The sequence below is a fragment of the Pseudophaeobacter leonis genome (assembly GCF_002087335.1).
GTDB lineage: Bacteria > Pseudomonadota > Alphaproteobacteria > Rhodobacterales > Rhodobacteraceae > Pseudophaeobacter > Pseudophaeobacter leonis.
The window spans coordinates 1-18,946 of record NZ_MWVJ01000036.1; the positions used below are offsets into that span (position 1 = coordinate 1).

Sequence of the window (18,946 nt, forward strand, 5' to 3'; positions counted from 1 at the left end):
AAGAGTCGCAGTTCAGATATCGCTCACACAAAGCCGTGATGTCACCCACGCCAATGCTGACTGGAACAAATTGCCCTGCGCCTCGGTTTGTGACGTAATCACAAGGTGTTGCGAGCAACTCCCGTATCCTGGGATCTACTTAATCTCATCAACTGGCGGCAAGAGACCAAGCACATGATGAAATGCTGCGTTCTGAGACAGGAACACTTCGCCAGTCAACTCTTCAAGAAAGGCGCTGCGTTTCAAACGGTCCATAACGGGTCCCTTCACTTCCGACAGATGCAAGGTCACGCCAAGATCATGCAGTTGGTGATTGATCGCCTCCAGTGACTCCAGCGCGCTCAGGTCGACTTCGTTCACCGCCGAACACATCAATATGACATGGGAAATTCGCCGTTCACCAGCATGAACACGATCGAGTATCAGGTCCTCCATGCGCCGGGCATTTGCAAAATAGAGGCTTTCGTCAATTCTAAGTGTCACCACCCGTGGGTCTGTCAGCACATCGTGGCGGTCAATATTTCTGCAATGCTCGCTCCCGGGCACCTGCCCGACCTCCGCGACATGCGGACGTGAGGCTTTCCACAAAAACAGCACGATAGAGGTCGCAACCCCGGCGCCTACGCCGGTTTCTACCCCAACCAAAAGCGTCAACAAGATCGTCACCAAGACGGCCGCGAAATCGGCATGGGAATAGGTCCAGGCCCGCTTTAGGATCGAGAGATCAACAAGGGACAGCACTGCGACAATGATTGTCGCGGACAGGGTTGCCGTTGGAAGGAAATACAAGAGAGGTGTCAGATAGATAGCAGCAACTGTTAGCCCTATAGCTGTAAGCGCCCCAGCGGCTGGAGTTCGCGCGCCTGCATCAAAATTCACCACGGATCTGGCAAATCCACCGGTCACCGCATAGCCGCCAGACAGCCCTGACGCGATATTTGCAGCGCCAAGAGCGGTGAGCTCTTGATTGGGATCAATTTTTTGGCGTCTCTTGGCAGCCAGGGTTTGGGCGACAGAAACGCTTTCGACGTAGCCAATGATGGTGATCAGGGCCGCGGGCCCGATCAAAGCTGCGACAAGCGTGGTGTCAATATTTGGCAGCCCCAGCGGCGGCAGCCCCGTGGGCACCTGCCCAACCACAGCGACGCCTTGCATTTGAAGGTCAAAGCCCCAGGAAATCAAAATGGTTCCGACGATTGCAAAGACGGGCCCGACGCGCACAAGGGTGCTCGCGAGCTGTTTGTCAGGCCAAACCGATTTTGCAACATGTCGGACAACCCCAGGCGAAGCCAGAACAAAAAGGCCAGAACCCCGCCACCCAGCAGCAAGGTTAGGGGGTTGGTGTGCTGGATCCCCTGCCCCAGAGAAATCAATATTTCCGGAAGGTTATGGCCCTCAGCTGAGACGCCCAAAATGTGTTTTGCCTGGCTTGCGGCAATCAGCAGTCCTGACGCGGTGATGAAACCTGCGATCACTGGATGCGACAACAAATTGGCGACAAACCCAGGTTTAAGCGCCCCCATGACCAAAAGCATGCCGCCAGACAACAGGGCCAGCACGGCAGAGGCTGCGACATAATCCGCTGTTGTCTCCAGGCCCAATGGCGCCAATGCAGAGGCGGACATCAATGAGACCACTGCCACGGGGCCGACCGCCAGAACGCGGGAGCTTCCAAAAATCGCATAGGCGACCAAAGGCAAGATAGAGGCATAAAGCCCCACTTCTGGTGGCAGACCGGCCAGAACGTAAGCAAGAGATTGTGGGATCAACATGATCGTCACGATCAAAGCCGCTGTGAGGTCGCCCTGCAGATCCTGGCGGTCGTACTGAGCGCCCCAATTGAGGATCGGCAAGATTTTCGCCCAATTGGGACTGGCTTTTGAATTGTTTGTCGCGGGATCACTCATCAGTCGTCACTCTCACGGAAAGCTGTGCTGATCAACCAACACATTCATTATTCTATATATGTCGTTCTCAAGGAGCGTAACCCCCTACCGCAAGAACTATTTCACATTTCGCTTCCCCACTGCGAAAAATTACGTTAACATACTGTAAAGGTGCAAAAATGCCGCTCCGCTCGGGCTGAGTATTGGTTCGGCTTTGCAGTTTTTGGCGCGCAACTGCGCAAAATTCATCTTGCATAATTGCATTGTGCTGGCGGTGCGGCGTGAGGGTTTTCCCACAGGCCTGCATTTATGCAGGACACGCTGAAATTCCCACTCCTTTTTCAGGCTTTGGCTATTTGCAATGCAGGCAGCGATTGCACGGAATTTTCGGTGCGTTTCTGCAGGCGATAACTCGCCCTCTTAACCTTTCCGGCACATTTGAAAATCGAGGGAAGGCAGATCTCAGGTGGAATGCCCGCTGCTATTATATGGGCTAGCTATGGATGTCAGCGCGCAAACTTGGCCGCGACCTTGCTGCAAGAGCGTGACTAGACCTTTTAAGACTTTGGGATCCGAAAGGGCTTAGAGGCCGGAAAATATAGCGCATTTTCCTTTGTGCGCCTTCCCGTATGCGAGGGCTTCATTCCCATCTTGCAAAAACACAAATTGGATTTGCGAAAAGCGACGCATGGGCATGAAAAAAGGCGAAGGGTGTGAAACGCCCCTCCGCCTGATAATTTTGGCAAATTTCTACAAATCCGTGATTTGGCCGCGATTTCGTTTAGAAAAACGCCTGCAAACCGGTCTGGGCACGCCCAAGGATCAGCGCATGAACGTCATGTGTGCCCTCGTAGGTATTGACCGTCTCCAGGTTGACCATATGACGGATGACGTTGAATTCCAGGCTGATACCGTTTCCGCCATGCATATCGCGGGCGTGACGCGCAATCTCCAGCGCCTTGCCACAGTTGTTGCGTTTGACAATCGAAATCATTTCAGGCGCCGCATTGGCTTCGTCCATCAAGCGCCCGACCCGCAGGCTAGCCTGCAAACCCAGAGTGATTTCGGTCTGCATATTTGCGAGCTTCAACTGGAACAGCTGAGTGTTGGCCAGCGGGCGGCCAAACTGATGCCGATCAAGGCCATATTGGCGTGCGGCATGCCAGCAGGCCTCAGCGGCCCCCATGGCGCCCCAGCTAATGCCATGCGCGCCCGGTTCAGACAGCCAAAGGGACCCTTCAAGCCCTGAACATGCGGCAGCAATGCGTCGTCACCAACCTCAACGTTGTCCATTACGATCTCACCCGTAATAGAGGCGCGCAGCGAGGCTTTGTTTTTAATCTTTGGCGCAGACAGGCCTGTCATGCCCTTTTCCAGCACAAAACCACGGATCTTGCCGCCGTGCTCTTCTGATTTGGCCCAGACAACAAAGACATCCGCGATCGGCGCATTTGAGATCCACATTTTTGAGCCGGTGATCTTATACCCTGTGGCGGTCTTTACGGCGCGTGTCTTCATGCCCGCAGGATCAGATCCCGCATCGGGCTCGGTCAGACCAAAACAGCCGATCCACTCACCCGAGGCCAGTTTCGGCAGGTATTTCTTGCGTTGCTCTTCACTGCCATAGGCATAGATCGGGTACATAACCAGAGAGCTTTGCACCGACATCATGGAGCGATATCCGCTGTCTACGCGCTCTACCTCACGTGCAACCAGACCGTAGGACACATAGCTGCCACCCAATCCACCATATTCCTCGGGGATGGTGGTGCCAAGCAGACCCATGTCCCCCATTTCGCGAAAGATTGCCGGATCGGTTTCCTCGTTTTCATAGGCCGCAGTGACACGCGGCTGCAGCTTTTCCTGCGCATAGGCGCGCGCGGAGGCGGCGATCATACGCTCATCTTCGCTGAGCTGGTCATCCATGCGCAGCGGATCTTCCCAGGTAAAGCGTCCCAGGTCAGGCGCATCTTTGGCGCGGAGTTTTGGAGTTTCGGTCATGAGTTTTACCCTCAGCAAAGGTTTGTGGCGTCTATTGCTGAAACCTTAACAAGGGATCTGTCGGAAAAACAGCGAGACTTTGGCCCCGAAGTATGAGCATATCGCATAGATGCAGCTGCCACGACGATTCCTCCCCTCCATTTCCGCCCTCCGCGCTCTTGAAGCGCTTGACCGCCTTGGAAGTGCTTCGGCCGCAGCCGAAGAGTTATGCCTTACGCAAGGGGCTGTTAGCCGACAGCTCCAAACGCTTGAAACGCAATTGGGAATCTCTTTGGTGCAGCGGGATCGCAAAAAGTTGCACCTGTCGCCAGAGGCCGAGATCTACGCACAACAGGTCCGTCAGGCCCTGAACCAGATCACGCAGGCGACCGTACGGGTGCAGTCCGCCCCGCTGGCGGGCACTTTGAATCTGGCGATCTTGCCGGCCTTTGGTATGCGGTGGCTGATGCCACGTCTGCCAGAGTTTGCGCGACAGCATCCGGATGTGACCATCAATATGAGCACCCGGCTGCAACCTTTTAGTTTTGGCAGTGAACCCTTTGATGCAGCATTACATTTTGGCACTGCGGAATGGCCGGGAACAGAGGCGCTTTTGCTAAAGCATGAGCAACTTTTGCCGGTCTGTGCGCCGCAACTGGCGACAGCAGCTGGCATAAGCACCCCCAGTGACATCCAGAAGTTGCCCCTGTTGCATATTCAAACCCGGCCTGAGGCCTGGCGGGATTGGTTTGAGCTGCAAGGCGTTGCGGTGTCGTCAGATGACCTTGGGGGGACCATGTATGACCAATTCGCAACAATTACCCAGGCCGCCCTCCACGGGCTTGGCGTCGCTTTGATGCCGGACTATCTGGTCGAGCAGGATGTGGCGACCGGCCGATTGATTGCCTTGCGCCCGCAAGCCACCGAGGCCACGGGCGCATACTATCTGGTCTGGCCAAAGACAAAATCAAAGGATCCGGCTTTGCAGAAATTCCGCCACTGGCTGGAAGGTAAGGCGCAGCCTGAAGATCCTCTGCCAAGGTGACGGAAAAAAACGACAAAATAGAAAAACAGGCCCCAGTTGCCGCTCAGTCGCGGCTCAATCGGGACCTATTTCTATATCATCCCAAGGCGTAGCCAGCACCGCGTACCGTGCGGACAGGATCGGCGCCACCAAACTGGGTCAGCGCCTTGCGCAGGCGCCCAATATGGACATCAACCGTGCGGGTATCAACGTAGATATCGCGCCCCCAGACCCGGTCCAAAAGCTGCTCACGGCTCCAGACCCTGCCCGGCTTTTCCATAAAGGTGGACAGGAGGCGAAACTCGGTCGGCCCCAGTTTCAGGGCATTTTCAGACCGGCTGACCTTATGCGTTTCCGCGTCCAGCACGATATCGTCAAATTCGAGACGCACCCCGACGGTCGAGGGGCGTACCCGGCGCAGCTGCGTGCGCACACGCGCCATCAGCTCGATCACCGAATAGGGTTTCACCACATAATCATCGGCGCCGGTTTCCAGGCCGAGCACCTTGTCGACCTCTTCCGAGCGCGCAGAGAGCATGATGATCGGAATATTGCGCGTCTCCGTGCGGGTTTTAAGCCGACGGCAGACCTCGATGCCACTCAGATTGGGCATCATCCAGTCGAGCACGATGATATCGGGCATGTCTTCATCGACCCGCAGCAGGCCCTCTTCGCCGTTCTCTGCGGTGATGACGCGAAACCCATCGGCCTCAAGATTATAGGTCAGGACCTCGCGTTGCGCCAATTCATCTTCGATGATCAGAACGGTTGGCTGATCGGCAGTCATTGATCAAACCTCCTGCGGCACAGTGGATGTGGTGTCGGCCTTGGGGCGCTCGTCCTCGGGGCGGTATCCGGTCACCAGATAGATCAGCTCTTCCGAGATCGAGGTGACGTGATCGCCCATGCGTTCGATATTTTTGGCGATGAAATGTAAATGCATACAAGGGGTTATGTTGCGCGGATCTTCCATCATATGGGTGAGGAATTCGCGAAACAGCGCATTGTACATCTGATACACTTCACGGTCGCGGGCGATGACATCTTCTGCAAGCTCAACATCGCGCTGAATGTAGGAATCCAAGGCGTCCTTGAGCATCAGCTCCACCTCGCGCGCCATGCGCCGCAGCGCGGCGGCACTGTCAGAATTGTCCTGCCCCTGGATCAGCACGCCTGTACGCTTGGCAATGTTTTTTGCATAGTCGGCAATGCGTTCCAGGTTGCCGGCAATCTTCATCACCGACAGAACAAGACGCAAATCTATCGCGGCGGGAGCCCGGATGGCGATGACGCGGGCGGCCTCTTCGTTGATCAGCTCTTCCAGAGCATCGATCGCCTTGTCGCGGCCCCGGACCTGTTGGGCCAGCTCTTCATCGCGGGTTTCCAGTGCGCGCGCTGAGTCAATGATCGCAGCCTCAACCAAACCACCCATCTTCATGATATGGGCCTGGATGGTTTCGAGATCCCGATCAAAGGCGGAGGCAATATGTTGTTCTCCCATGGTAATTGCCTCTGTGGGACTAGCCGATACGGCCGGTAATATAGCTCTCGGTGCGGGGATCTTCGGGATTGGTAAAGATCTGTCCGGTGGGGCCGAATTCAACCAGATTTCCCAGGTGGAAAAAGGCAGTTTTCTGGCTGACCCGCGCGGCCTGCTGCATCGAATGGGTCACGATAACCACGGAAAAGCTGGCGCGCAGCTCGTCGATCAGCTCTTCGACCTGGGCAGTCGCTATGGGGTCAAGCGCCGAGCAAGGCTCATCCATCAGCAGGACTTCTGGCTCGGTCGCGATGGCACGCGCAATGCACAAACGCTGCTGTTGTCCACCCGAAAGCCCGGTGCCGGGCGCGTCAAGCCGGTCTTTTACCTCGTCCCAGATCGCAGCACGACGCAGGGATTTCTCAACAATCTCATTCATTTCCGCCTTGTTACGGGCCAGTCCGTGGATCCGGGGGCCATAAGAGACGTTGTCATAAATGGATTTCGGAAAGGGGTTTGGCTTTTGAAAGACCAGCCCCGCCTGGGCGCGCAGCTGCACCGGATCGACACGTTTGTCATAGATGTCTTCACCGTCCAAAAGGATATCCCCTGTGACGCGACAAATATCAATTGTGTCGTTCATCCTATTGATCCAACGCAGGAAAGTTGACTTCCCGCAGCCCGACGGGCCGATAAAGGCCGTGACGGTATTTGCGTCGATCTCTACGTTCACGTCTTTAATGGCATGGCTGTCACCATAGTAGACATTGACGTTGCGCGCGGCGATTTTGGTTGTCGTTGTGTTCAAGGCTTTATCCATCATATTCATGGTGTTCATATCCTCACCTCCAGCTACCAGCGGCGTTCAAAGCGGCGGCGCAGGATCACAGCCACCGTATTCATGGTTACAAGAAAGAGCAAAAGGATGATGATACCGCCCCAGGCGCGCTCATAAAACGCCGGGTCGGCCCGTTTGGCCCATTCGTAGATCTGAGCAGGCATTGCAGAGTTTGGCGACAGCAGGCCTTCGGACAGGGTTTCCGGTGCGTTTGAAGCAATGAAGCCAACCATCCCGATCAGCAGCAGCGGCGCGGTTTCCCCCAGCGCCTGAGCCAGACCAATAATCGTCCCGGTCAGATTGCCAGGCGCGGCCAGAGGCAGAACATGGTGGAAAACCGACTGCATCTTTGAGGCACCAACCCCCAGTGCGGCATCGCGGATCGATGGTGGCACCGCCTTGAGCGAGGCACGGGTCGAGATGATAATCGTCGGCAGGGTCATCAGGGTCAGCACCAGGCCACCAACCAGCGGCGCCGACATCGGCAGGTGCCTATAGTTGATAAAGACCGCCAGCCCCAGGATGCCATAGACAATCGACGGCACAGCCGCGAGATTGGCGATATTCACCTCGATAACATCGGTCATCCAGTTCTTTGGTGCAAATTCCTCAAGATAGATTGAGGCGGCGACACCGATCGGCAGCGCCAGGGCCAGAACCACCAGCATCATGAAAAGGGACCCCATCATGGACACCCCCATGCCGGCGGCCTCGGGGCGTTGGTCAGAGGCGTCGGAGCCGAGGATAAAGTCCAGATTGAACGATTTTTCGATAACCCCGGCGGCGACCAGCGCATCTACCAGATCCAGCTGTTCTGGCGATATGTTCTTATCGTTTTCAATGCTTTCCCGCGTGACTCTGCCTTTGAGATAGCCATCAACCCGGCTTTGCGCCAAAAAGCGAAATTCGACCGTTTTGCCAATCTGCTCGGGGTTGGCGAGAACAAAGGCGCGCAGCTGTGCGACGGCGCTCTTGGACAATAGCCCGGCCAGCTCTTTGGACTTCAGACCCGTTTGCAGGCCCAGGCCGTTAACGGTCTCTTTCATAGCGCTTTTGACAATTGGCGCGTAACCAAAGGTTGTAACCTTTTTAATATCCTCGATATTTCGCTGACCTGACTTGTCCAGCTTGCTCTCCAAAAGCTCAACATTCAGGGTGACAAACGTCTGTTGGAACGCGCCGGTCCCGCGGCTCACGATTGTGGTGACCAGCACCAGCAACATGATCAGACCAACGGAGATGGCGGCGATACCATAGGCCTTAAAGCGTCTTTCAGCGGCGTTTCGTGCCTTTGTGCGCTTGTTAAGGGTGAGAAGCGAGTTCTCAGGCGCTGCAGGTTGGGTCGGGGATGAGCTGAGATCGGTCATTAGTCGTACTGCTCCCGGTATTTGCGCACGATATATAGCGCCAGGACGTTAAGCCCCAAAGTGAGGACAAAGAGGGACAGGCCGAGGGCAAAGGCGACCAGTGTTTCGGGGCTGGCAAAGTCGGTATCGCCGGTCAGCTGACTAACAACACGCGTGGTGATTGTTGTCATGGATTCAAAGGGGTTGGCCGAGAACTTGGCGATGGCACCTGCCCCCATAACCACAATCATGGTCTCACCAATCGCGCGCGATGCGGCCAGCAGGATTGCACCGACAATACCGGGCAGCGCGGCCGGCAGAACCACCTGACGCACCGTCTCGGATTTGGTGGCACCGAGGCCCAATGATCCATCCCGCAGGGATTGTGGCACGGCATTGATGATGTCGTCCGACAGAGAGGACACAAATGGGATCAACATGATCCCCATGACGACGCCCGCGGTCAGAACCGAGGTCGCGCCGCTCATCCAGTTGAGCCCAAAAACCCCGTCTTCGCCCTGACCAAACAGTTTGAGCAACAAAGGCCCTACCGTCAGCAAGGCGAACAAGCCGTAGACGATCGTCGGAATGCCCGCGAGGATTTCCAGCAGCGGCTTTGCAAAGGAGCGCACCGTGGAGCCTGCATACTTCAGACAGATAGATCGCTGCAAACAGCCCAACAGGAACCGCCACCATCAGCGCGATAGCAGAGATATAGAGTGTGCCCCACAACAGCGGCAACATTGACAGCTCACTGTCTCCGCGAAAGTTTGGCGCCCAGGTGCTGCCAAAGAAAAAGTCAGTCCAGGCGTGCAGGCCAAAAAAGTTCACGGTTTCAAACAGCATGGACAAGACAATGCCCAGCGTGGTGAGGATCGCCAGCGAGGCCGCCAGCACCAGCAACGCCAGCACGCCGCGCTCAACAACGTTTCGCGCACGAAACTCTTTGTGGGAATTGCGAAAGGCCAGAGCAAACCCAACCAGCGCCAGCAGCAGCGTCACCGCGGTCATCGCCGTTGATCCGCTACTGGACAGTTTACGATAGCTTTGCGCGGCCTGCAGCACCTCAGGGCGCACCTCAGAGCCAAGAGCAACACCAACAGAGCCAAGCGTGGCGCGGATATCACTGGTTTCACTATCCAGTGTAGCCGACTGTTTTTTTGTCATAACGTTCTGAGCAACAAGCTCGTCAAGACCTTCAGCCAGGCGCCGCACATCGCTCATCACCAGGCCGATGCTGGTGTTTTCCGGGATCAACTCCTGCGGCAGGGTTGCTGCAACCCGGTTTTCAATCACCATAGGCTGGGCCAGCAGCCAGATCACCAGGGGGAGCAGGGCTGGAATGGCCACGCTCATGGCGACATTGGCCCCATAATATATTGGCAAAGAATGCAAATCGCGCGGGTTGCCCTGCGCAGATATCAGGGCGCGGCGGCGCCCCAGCCAAAAGCCAAGCGCGGTAAGCGCCAGCAAGACGACGACAAGCCAGAATATTGGCATCAAGAGCTCCGGTATAGCAGCAGCAGGAAGATGGCGCTGGATCTGGTCCAGAAACATGACTGGGGCGAATGAGCCGCCCCAGCCTTAAGTCTTTTTCAAAGGGCTTTAGGAATTGCCGCCCATTGTGGTTTCGTTTGCAACGGCTTCCTGGGTCATGTTCAACTCAGGATCGGCAACCAGGCCGTATTCGGAAAGCGGGCCGTCAGCACCGGCAACTTCGTCAGCGATGAAGAACTCAGCATATTCTTTCAGGCCGGGGATCACACCGATGTGGGCTTTCTTGACGTAAAAGAACAGCGGGCGCGACACAGGGTATTCGCCAGTTGCGATGCTCTCGGTCGAGGGCACGATACCGGACATGGTTGCGACCTGCAGCTTGTCGGTGTTGTTCTCATAAAACGCCAGACCAAAGACGCCGATGCCGTCCTTGTTGCTCTCGATGCGGGCAAGGGTCTCGGTGTAGTCGCCATCGATGTCGACAGAGACGCCATCGGTACGCAGCGAGATACAGGCCTTCTCGGCGGCTTTCTTTTGCGCCTTGGCGCTGTCACCTTCGGCATGGGCCAGCAGGTGTTCAAAGGCGCCGGTGGCTTCACAGCCGGCCAGGATGACTTTGTCTTCAAACACTTCACGGGTGCCGTGCTTGGTGCCAGGAATAAAGGCCTGAATGTCCTGCGCCGGGAAGGCAGGGTTTACATCGGCCCAGGTTTTGTTTGGGTTGGCAACCATTTTGCCATCAACCATGATCTCGTTGGACAGGGCCAGGAACCAGTCGGTTGGGGTGAATTCAAAGGCATTGCCTTTGATGTCGCTGGCAAAAACGATACCGTCATAGCCAATGCGCACTTCGATGATGTCGGTGACGCCGGCATCGGCGCAGGCTGCGAGCTCTTTGGCCTTGATGCGGCGCGAGGCGTTGGCCACGTCGATGGTGTTTTCGCCAACACCTTCGCAGAACCGTTTGAGACCGGCCGAAGAGCCGCCCGATTCAACAACCGGCGTTGGGAAGTCAAAGTTTTCGCCAAAGGCCTCGGCTACGATGGAGGCGTAGGGCAGAACTGTCGAGGAGCCCGCGACTTGAACCTGGTCACGTGCTGTAGCGGCAGTCGCCGTAGCGGCGGCGATGGTCAGGGCAGAAGCGGTCAGTTTCACAAAGGACATTGGAGTCTCCATGAGGTTTAAAATGTGTGACCATCTTTGTGATGATCATGCGCCCCTCCTAAAAGGCTGGCATGAGGCTTTTGTGACACCTGTGTAACAGCTGTATGACAAGATACCGATTAGCTCGAAAAATGTCACAAAAATCCGGCTCTGGCTTAACCTTTGCTCATTTTTTCTGGGTTTCCCTGGGTCGGCCGCCTGATTTTTAATGCCCCCGGTCAGATACCAGTGATCAAACATGGCCTGGCGCAAAGGTGAAACCAGCGCAGCGAGGGCACTACTGTGCCAGTGGGAGGGTGACGGAAAAACACGCACCCTGCCCCAGCTCGCTTTCCACCCGGAACCTGCCCCGGTGACGATTCACGATATGCTTGACGATGGCCAGCCCCAGCCCGGTGCCGCCTTTCTCGCGCGAGCGGTGATTGTCGGCGCGATAAAAGCGCTCGGTCAAACGCGGCAAATGAATGGCGTCAATGCCAGGGCCATTGTCGATCACCTGCACCCGCGCGGCAGACGCCCGCAGGGAGGGGTCGCGTTCCAGCACCTCCAAAGTCACCTCAACGCGGTCACCACCGTATTTAATGGCGTTTTCTACGAGATTTATAAAGACCTGCAGCAGTTGGTCAGGGTCGCCGGTAATCAACACCGGATCATGGGGCGGCGTAAACAGGAGCGTCACGCCGCCCGCCTCGGCCAGCGGCTGCATGGTTTTAAGGGTCGAGCAAAGATGCGCCACAAGGTCCAGCTCTTCTGTGGGGCGGATGCGTTCTTTGCTCTCAACCCGGTTGAGCGACAGCAGATCGCCCACAAGCCGGTTCATGCGGCTGGCCTCGGCCTCCATGATCGCCAAAAACCTGTCCCGCGCTGCCGGATCATCCCGCGCAGCCCCCCGCAGCGTCTCGATAAAGCCCATCAGCGCCGTCAGCGGCGTGCGCAGCTCGTGGCTGACATTGGCGACAAAATCACGCCGCATCTGGTTGGCCTGCTCCCGGTCTGTCACATCGGAAAAGGTGATCAGAACCGCACCTCCCTCAACCGCTCCGATACCTTCGATGTAGCGCAGCGTCGCCTCATAGGTGGTATCCTGCGCGCCATCATTGGAGAGATGTCTGGTATTGCGGCTTTTGCGATCCGCAAGGCATGTTTCAATGGCGCCGATGACGCCGGGCTGACGCAGGATGGTGGCAAAGTGACGCCCGGGGATCTGTTGTCCCAGCAGCGCGCGCCCTGCCGTATTGGCTCCGATGAACCGCTCGGTCTGATCCACCAGGACGCAGGGCAATGGAATGGCTTCAAGAAAACCAGCGATTATCTCTTGTTGCATGCCACTCTCCAATTGCGATCCAAACGCCCTAGCAGGGGAATGTAAACGTGACGTGGCAGTTTGCCCCGCTTTCGCCCTGTGCCTCCAGTATTGGCAGCTCTGCGCAAAAGGCCTCTGGGCAGAGCTGCTGCGCTCAAACCTCGCGCATCTCGTCGCGAAACCGGCGCATGTTCTCCTGATAGTGAACCGCACTGAGGGTCAGAACCTGCACCTGTGCCTCTGAGACCTCACGCACCACTTTGCCGGGCGCCCCCATCACCAGAGAGTTGTCGGGGATGACCTTGTTTTCAGTGATCAAAGCCCCGGCACCAATCAGGCAGTTTTTGCCGATCTTGGCCCCATTCAACACGGTGGCCCCCATGCCAATGAGGCTGTTTTCCCCAATGGTGCAGCCGTGCAGCATGACCTTGTGACCAATGGTGCAGTTCTTGCCGACGGTCAGCGCAAAACCCGCATCAACGTGCATGACCACATTTTCCTGCACGTTTGATCCTTCGCAGATGCGGATCTCTTCGTGGTCGGCACGCAGGGTGCAGCCGAACCAGACCGAGGCGCCGGCCTCAAGCACCACCTGCCCGATCAGATTGGCATCCGGGGCCACCCAGGTATCAATGTGAAGCTGCGGCTGATGCGCACCAAGGGCATATATTGTCATGACATTTCCTCAAATTCGCTTTGCAAGACACGCACGTGATCCACCAGACGGGGCTGTTGAATGCGCCGCAGACGCGTGGCGGTGATCACGGTTTTCAGGGCTTCCTCAGTGGCGTCCAGATCATCATTGATCAGCACATGATCATAGCTGCCCCAGTGGCTGATCTCGTCCCAGCTTTTCTCCATCCGCCGTTTGATGGTTTCTGCATCGTCCTGACCACGGCTTTCCAGACGGCGGCGCAGCTCGGTGATTGAAGGCGGCAACAAAAAGATCGACAGCGTGTGCTGGCCCAGTTCCGAGTTGCGGATTTGCTGCGCGCCCTGCCAGTCAATATCAAACAGCACATCCTGTCCGCTCTCGATGGCCTGGCGCACCGGACCCTTGGGGGAGCCGTAGAAGTTGCCGAAAACATGGGCATGTTCCAGCATCTCGCCTTCGGTGACGGCCGTCTTAAAGTCCTCGACCGAGACAAAATGATAGTCTTGCCCGTTCTGCTCTCCGGGACGCGGGTTGCGCGTGGTGGCAGAGACCGAAAAGCTGATACTGTCGTCCCAGCTGCGCAAGCGCTTTGCCAGAGTGGATTTGCCCGCGCCGGATGGCGAGGACAGGATGATCAATAGGCCACGCCGATCTGCCATCATGTCGTCTCCTTTGGAGTTACTCAATATTCTGCACCTGTTCGCGCATTTGGTCGATCACTGCTTTCAACTCTAGACCAACCGAGGTCAAGTCACTGTTCAGCGCCTTTGAACACAGGGTATTGGCCTCACGGTTAAATTCCTGCATCAGGAAATCCATCTTGCGACCGACAGCGCCGCCCTTGTCCAGCAGCTCCTGCGCGGCGCTCACATGGGCCGCCAGCCGGTCAATTTCCTCGGTCACATCAGATTTAACCGCCAGCATCGCAAGCTCAAGCGCCACGCGGTTGGCGTCTACGCCGTCGGCATTGTCCAGAACCCGGGCCAGATTGGCCCTCAGCGCCTCGGCCACCAGAGGTTTGCGTGCTTCGGCCAGCTTTGCGGCCAATTGCGTCAGACGGCTCACCTCTGCCAGCTGATCCTGCAAAACTTGTGTTAGGGCTGCCCCTTCCGCTGCACGCATTTGAACGAATTGTGACAAAAGGTTTTCGAATTCCTTTTGCAGCACCGCAACCAAAGGTGCCGGATCATCCTCGCTGGCTGTTGCCTCCAACACGCCCCGAATTGACAGCAGATCCGCGCCGGAGGTCACAGAAAGATCAACCCCTGCAGACTGCGCAAGCGCTTCGGCTTCGGCCAGCGCCTTGAGCACAGAGCTGAGCAAAGGCTTGTTCAGCGTGAGGGTGTCGGCGCTGTCCTCGCCGCGGCTGATGCGCAGACCTAAGGACACATTGCCCCGCGCAAGTTTAGCCCCCATAGCCCGGCGCAGATGCGCCTCGAGCCCTTCCAGCCAGTCCGGAACCCTAAGACGCAGATCAAGCCCCTTGGCGTTGACCGAGCGCATTTCCCAGCTCCAGCTATGCACCCCAAGTGAGCCCTGCCCCGAGGCAAAGCCCGTCATGCTTCGAATTTTCATAAAACCATCCCTTTCTGGCCTCCAGACGTCTTAAAGCAGCATTCCCAGTGGCGCGTCAGCAGGGCTGAACGACGCAAAAGGATAGGGGTGTATCCGAAGGTGTTAACCATTGCTTTAAATTTTAGTCCAAATTTGAATAACATTGTGTCATGTTAACTGTGAGGTAACCATCTACACGGTACAAATAAGGCAGTCGACAGATTGTGTTGCGTACTCGATGGCCAGTGCCCGAACAACGTAAGGAAAAGCACATGTTTTTTGGCGGTAGCAAAAATTCAGAGCAGGAAAAGGGGCACAACAAGGTGGTTCCCATGACTAATTTCCGTAACACCGTTCCGGTATCGCCGATGCGTCAGGCCGAGGCCTATTGGACTGCACTGCGTCGCGGTGATGACGTGCCAAACCGGTCGCAAATTGATCCGCGCGGTCTTGAGAATATCCTGTCTCAGACTTTCATTCTTGAGCGCGTCGCCCCCGGCATTGCCCGTTTCCGTCTCGCTGGCCAAAAGGTCAATGAAATGGCAGGCATGGAAGTGCGTGGCATGCCTGTCACCGCCTTCTTTACCCCGGATGCCCGCAAACAGATGAGTGCTGCGCTGGAGCATATGTTTGAAACTCCTGCCATTGTTGAGATTGAAATGCACACAGAGCCATCGCGGATGCGTGGCCGCCGTGACGCCCGCATGTTGCTGCTGCCGCTGCGCAGCGATCTGGGCGATGTGAGCCGGGCGCTTGGGGTCTTTATCTCTGAGGGCAATCCAACCAAGACCTCGCAGCGCTTTGGCATCACGTCGATCGAAATGCGCGCCGTTGGCAAAGCTGCGGATGATACCGCGTTCAAGGCCAAGCCGCGCAGCCCGGAAGAGGTCAACACACCAAACCCTGCCTTTGCACAACTGCAGTCTCGTATGAAAACTGAGACCTCCATCTTGCAGGAAGCGCGTGATCTGGCGGGACGCAAATCAGCAAAACCGGCCCGTGATACCGCGCGTAATGATGCAAAAAGTAAAGCAAAATCAGGACACTTGCGTCTGGTCTCCAGCCGCGATTAACGTCCCCGTTAGTGACAATTTTAGTCTGTTTCTAGTCTATTTGGTCATAGTCTAGTTACCAGCGCCCCGCGGAAGAATTCCCGGGGCGTTTCCCTTTTTTAACCGCTCTCATCCCCTGTGTCACAGGGGAGCGTGAGACACAAAAAAACCCGCTCCAAAAAATCGGGGAGCGGGTTGGTTTTAAGTCACGGTGTTCCGCGGTCTTAGCTGGCTTCTGCCGTGCGGGCCTGACGTTCACTGCGCAGCGACGACAGCTCTTCGGCGACCAAAAAGGCCAGTTCCAGAGACTGGCTTGCATTGAGACGCGGATCACAGGCGGTGTGGTAGCGATCGCTCAGATTTTCATCCGTTACGTCGCGCACACCACCGGTGCATTCCGTCACATCCTGCCCGGTCATCTCAAAGTGCACGCCGCCAGGGATGGTGCCTTCGGCGGTATGAACCGCAAAGAAGTCCTGCACTTCGCGCAGCACGCTTTCAAACGGCCGGGTTTTGTAACCCGTGGAGGATTTGACAGTGTTGCCATGCATCGGATCACACACCCAAGTCACCTTGGCGCCTTCTTCTTCAACCGCCTTGACCAGACGCGGCAGGTGCTCTGCCACTTTTCCAGCCCCAAAACGCGCGATCAGCGTCAAACGCCCCTCTTCGTTTTCCGGGTTGAGACGCTGCATCAGAACTTTCAAATCATCAGCGCTGGTGGTGGGGCCGCATTTCATACCTATCGGGTTCAGAACCCCGCGGCAGAATTCGACATGTGCACCATCTGGCTGACGGGTGCGATCGCCGATCCACAACATGTGGCCAGAGCCAGCCAGCCATTTCCCGGAGGTCGAATCGAGGCGGGTCAGGGCCTCTTCATACTCCAGCAACAAGCCTTCGTGGCTGGTATAAAACTCAACAGTTTGAAGGGCATGCGAAGCGTCGTTATTAACGCCGGCTGCCTTCATGAAGTCCAGCGTGTCGGTGATCCGATTGGCCATTTCACGATAGGTCTGCGCCTTCTCGCCTTCGGTAAAGCCCAGGGTCCAGGCGTGGACCTGGTTCACATCGGCATAGCCGCCGGTTGAAAAAGCCCGCAAAAGGTTCAGGGTTGCCGCCGCCTGCGTATAGGCCTGCAGCATCCGGCTGGGATCTGGAATGCGCGAGGATTCGGTAAAGGCGAGATCATTGATGATATCGCCACGATAGCTGGGCAGCTCGACCCCGTTGATGGTCTCTGTTGGCGCACTGCGGGGTTTAGCAAACTGGCCAGCCATGCGGCCGACCTTGATCACGGGAACCTTGGCGCCATAGGTCAGAACCATGGCCATCTGCAGCATCACCTTAAAGGTGTCACGAATGGCGTCTGCACTGAATTGTTCAAAGCTTTCAGCGCAATCGCCGCCCTGCAACAAAAAGGCTTCACCGCGTCCGGCGGCTGCCAGATGCTGTTTCAAACGCCGCGCTTCTCCGGCAAAGACCAGCGGCGGATAGTTTGAAAGCTGTGCCTCAACGGTCCCGAGGGCCGCAGCATCAGTATAGTCGGGCATCTGAACGCGGGGTTTGTTGCGCCAGGTCGATTTTTGCCACTCACTCATAGCTTTTCTCCGCTTAAGAGGTCTCAATAGTAGAACGGAAGCCATCTATACAAAACCGCACCCACTGTGACCAGTTTTGATTTTCCCCCTCTTGACCCTGCGACAAACCTATGAGCACGGTTTTTCTGTCTCACACGGGGCTGACTTCACGCAAGTTTCTCCCGGTGCATTCAAAACCAGCCAAGGATGTGCCTCATGCAAGCGCAAAGCAAACCGACTGAAATGAGCAAAACTGTCGGCCAGCCCAAACAGTATGTGTTTGTTTTGATGGATAGATTTTCGATGCTGTCTTTTGCGTCGTCAATTGAATGCCTGCGGATCGCAAACCGGATGGCCGGGCGCAAAATCTATAGCTGGACCCTGTTGGGCGAAGGGGGTGAAAACGTAACCTGCTCGGCTGGGACGACCTTTGCGGTGGATGGTGATCTTTGCGAATTGCAACGCGACGACACGATTCTGGTGTGTTCCGGTGTAGATGTGCAAAGCGCCACCAGTAAAAAGCTGCTCGCCTGGCTGCGCCGAGAGGCCCGTAAAGGCGTGGTGATTGGCGGTCTGTGTACCGCCTCTTATGTGCTGGCAAAAGCAGGGCTTTTGGATGGGAAACGCGCGACTATCCACTGGGAAAACACCGATAGCTTTGCGGAAGAGTTTGAAGATGTGACCCTGACGAAATCTGTTTTTGTTATTGATAACAACAGGCTGTCCACCGCAGGTGGCACATCATCTATTGATTTGATGCTGAAACTGTTGGCCAATGATCTTGGTGAGGATCTGGCGAACTCTGTCGCGGATCAGCTGATTTACTCCTCGATCCGCACCGATCAGGACACCCAGCGCCTGTCCATTCCGACCCGTATTGGCGTGCGCCACCCAAAGCTTTCGATGGTTGTCCAGATGATGGAAGCCAATATCGAGGAGCCAATCAGCCCCTCGGTTCTGGCGCAGGACGTCAGCATGTCGACTCGTCAGCTGGAACGCCTGTTTCGCCGCTATCTGAACCGCAGTCCAAAACGCTACTATATGGAGCTTCGGCTGCAAAAGGCGCGCAATCTGTTGATGCAAACCGATATGAGCGTGATCAATGTGGCGCTGGCCTGCGGGTTTGCGTCGCCATCGCATTTCTCAAAATGTTACCGGTCTCACTATGACACCACGCCCTACAGGGAGCGCGGCAGCAAGTCTGGCACCCTGTGATTCTGGCTCCTTGTGATTCTGTTACCGCCCCTAAACGGCTGGCCTCAGCCTTTTGTTGGGTAGAATAGGCCTTGTTCGCCCTGATACGAATGGTCGTTTGCAGCTATCCCCGAATTATTTCTGCCGCGTCATGCACCTTGCTGATTTGAGCAAAGGCATGGCTTGAGACCCGCGGCCTCAATCCAGTCATCACTCCAGTGACGTGGATTTTCCTTTTATGCTTCAATGTGATGAGCCTCCCTTTTACTGGGTAGCCGCTATGCGTTTTCGGCAATCCTGGATGTGAAATCGGATCTTGTTGATTTTGGCCAACGCGTCGGGCCAATCATGGGTGCGACAAAATCGCCAATGCCTGCTTTCCCTATAGCGCCG

The 18,946-nt window shown here is 56.3% G+C and carries 13 protein-coding genes and 3 pseudogenes; 3 read left to right on the forward strand and 13 right to left on the reverse strand.

What is annotated here, in order from left to right:
* Nucleotides 1–135: 135 nt before the first annotated feature.
* A pseudogene (locus B4968_RS09770) lies at nt 136–1,907 on the reverse strand (SulP family inorganic anion transporter).
* A gap of 760 nt (nt 1,908–2,667) precedes the next feature.
* Nucleotides 2,668–3,887, reverse strand: a pseudogene (locus B4968_RS09775) (acyl-CoA dehydrogenase).
* Nucleotides 3,888–3,996: 109 nt separating this feature from the next.
* Here B4968_RS09775 and B4968_RS09780 point away from each other — a divergent pair.
* The gene (locus B4968_RS09780; RefSeq protein WP_083098585.1) at nt 3,997–4,911 is read left to right on the forward strand and encodes a LysR family transcriptional regulator; all 915 of its coding nucleotides are present in this window, start codon (nt 3,997–3,999) and stop codon (nt 4,909–4,911) included.
* A 76-nt stretch (nt 4,912–4,987) separates the two neighbouring features.
* Here B4968_RS09780 and phoB read toward each other — a convergent pair whose 3' ends face one another.
* From phoB to B4968_RS09830, 10 genes and pseudogenes are all read right to left on the reverse strand, one after another.
* Nucleotides 4,988–5,677, reverse strand: coding sequence for a phosphate regulon transcriptional regulator PhoB (gene phoB, locus B4968_RS09785; RefSeq protein WP_083098587.1), 690 nt, complete (start codon nt 5,675–5,677; stop codon nt 4,988–4,990).
* 3 nt (nt 5,678–5,680) lie between these two features.
* Nucleotides 5,681–6,391 carry a phosphate signaling complex protein PhoU gene (gene phoU / locus B4968_RS09790; RefSeq protein WP_083098589.1) on the reverse strand — a complete coding sequence of 237 codons (711 nt, stop codon included), beginning with the start codon at nt 6,389–6,391 and terminating at the stop codon, nt 5,681–5,683.
* Between the two features lie 19 nt (nt 6,392–6,410).
* Entirely contained in the window at nt 6,411–7,208 is a 798-nt protein-coding gene (gene pstB / locus B4968_RS09795; protein ID WP_083098591.1) for a phosphate ABC transporter ATP-binding protein PstB, read from the reverse strand.
* A 14-nt stretch (nt 7,209–7,222) separates the two neighbouring features.
* The gene (pstA, locus tag B4968_RS09800) at nt 7,223–8,575 is read right to left on the reverse strand and encodes a phosphate ABC transporter permease PstA (RefSeq protein ID WP_083098593.1); all 1,353 of its coding nucleotides are present in this window, start codon (nt 8,573–8,575) and stop codon (nt 7,223–7,225) included.
* A pseudogene (gene pstC, locus B4968_RS09805) lies at nt 8,575–10,054 on the reverse strand (phosphate ABC transporter permease subunit PstC). Before pstC ends, pstA begins: the two are co-directional and overlap by 1 nt.
* A gap of 105 nt (nt 10,055–10,159) precedes the next feature.
* Entirely contained in the window at nt 10,160–11,215 is a 1,056-nt protein-coding gene (locus tag B4968_RS09810) for a substrate-binding domain-containing protein (RefSeq protein ID WP_083098594.1), read from the reverse strand.
* 277 nt (nt 11,216–11,492) lie between these two features.
* The gene (locus B4968_RS09815) at nt 11,493–12,539 is read right to left on the reverse strand and encodes an ATP-binding protein (RefSeq protein WP_083098596.1); all 1,047 of its coding nucleotides are present in this window, start codon (nt 12,537–12,539) and stop codon (nt 11,493–11,495) included.
* Nucleotides 12,540–12,672: 133 nt separating this feature from the next.
* A complete protein-coding gene (locus tag B4968_RS09820; RefSeq protein WP_083098598.1) occupies nt 12,673–13,194 on the reverse strand; it encodes a gamma carbonic anhydrase family protein in 522 nt (173 codons plus the stop codon).
* Nucleotides 13,191–13,832 (reverse strand): guanylate kinase, encoded by a 642-nt coding sequence (gene gmk / locus B4968_RS09825; RefSeq protein ID WP_083098674.1) that lies wholly within the window; start codon nt 13,830–13,832, stop codon nt 13,191–13,193. Before gmk ends, B4968_RS09820 begins: the two co-directional genes overlap by 4 nt.
* A gap of 19 nt (nt 13,833–13,851) precedes the next feature.
* Entirely contained in the window at nt 13,852–14,748 is an 897-nt protein-coding gene (locus B4968_RS09830; RefSeq protein ID WP_083098600.1) for a YicC/YloC family endoribonuclease, read from the reverse strand.
* A 251-nt stretch (nt 14,749–14,999) separates the two neighbouring features.
* On the opposite strand from B4968_RS09830, the gene B4968_RS09835 reads away from it, so the two are divergent.
* On the forward strand, nt 15,000–15,800 hold the full coding sequence (locus tag B4968_RS09835) for a PAS domain-containing protein (protein ID WP_083098602.1): 801 nt from the start codon (nt 15,000–15,002) through the stop codon (nt 15,798–15,800).
* Nucleotides 15,801–16,003: 203 nt separating this feature from the next.
* On the opposite strand, the gene B4968_RS09840 is transcribed toward B4968_RS09835, so the two are convergent.
* Nucleotides 16,004–17,380: a class II 3-deoxy-7-phosphoheptulonate synthase gene (locus B4968_RS09840; protein WP_083098604.1), complete on the reverse strand. Its 1,377-nt coding sequence runs from the start codon at nt 17,378–17,380 to the stop codon at nt 16,004–16,006.
* A gap of 195 nt (nt 17,381–17,575) precedes the next feature.
* Between B4968_RS09840 and B4968_RS09845 the strand changes: the two genes are divergently transcribed.
* Nucleotides 17,576–18,574, forward strand: coding sequence for a GlxA family transcriptional regulator (locus B4968_RS09845; protein WP_083098606.1), 999 nt, complete (start codon nt 17,576–17,578; stop codon nt 18,572–18,574).
* The last annotated feature ends 372 nt before the right edge of the window (nt 18,575–18,946 follow it).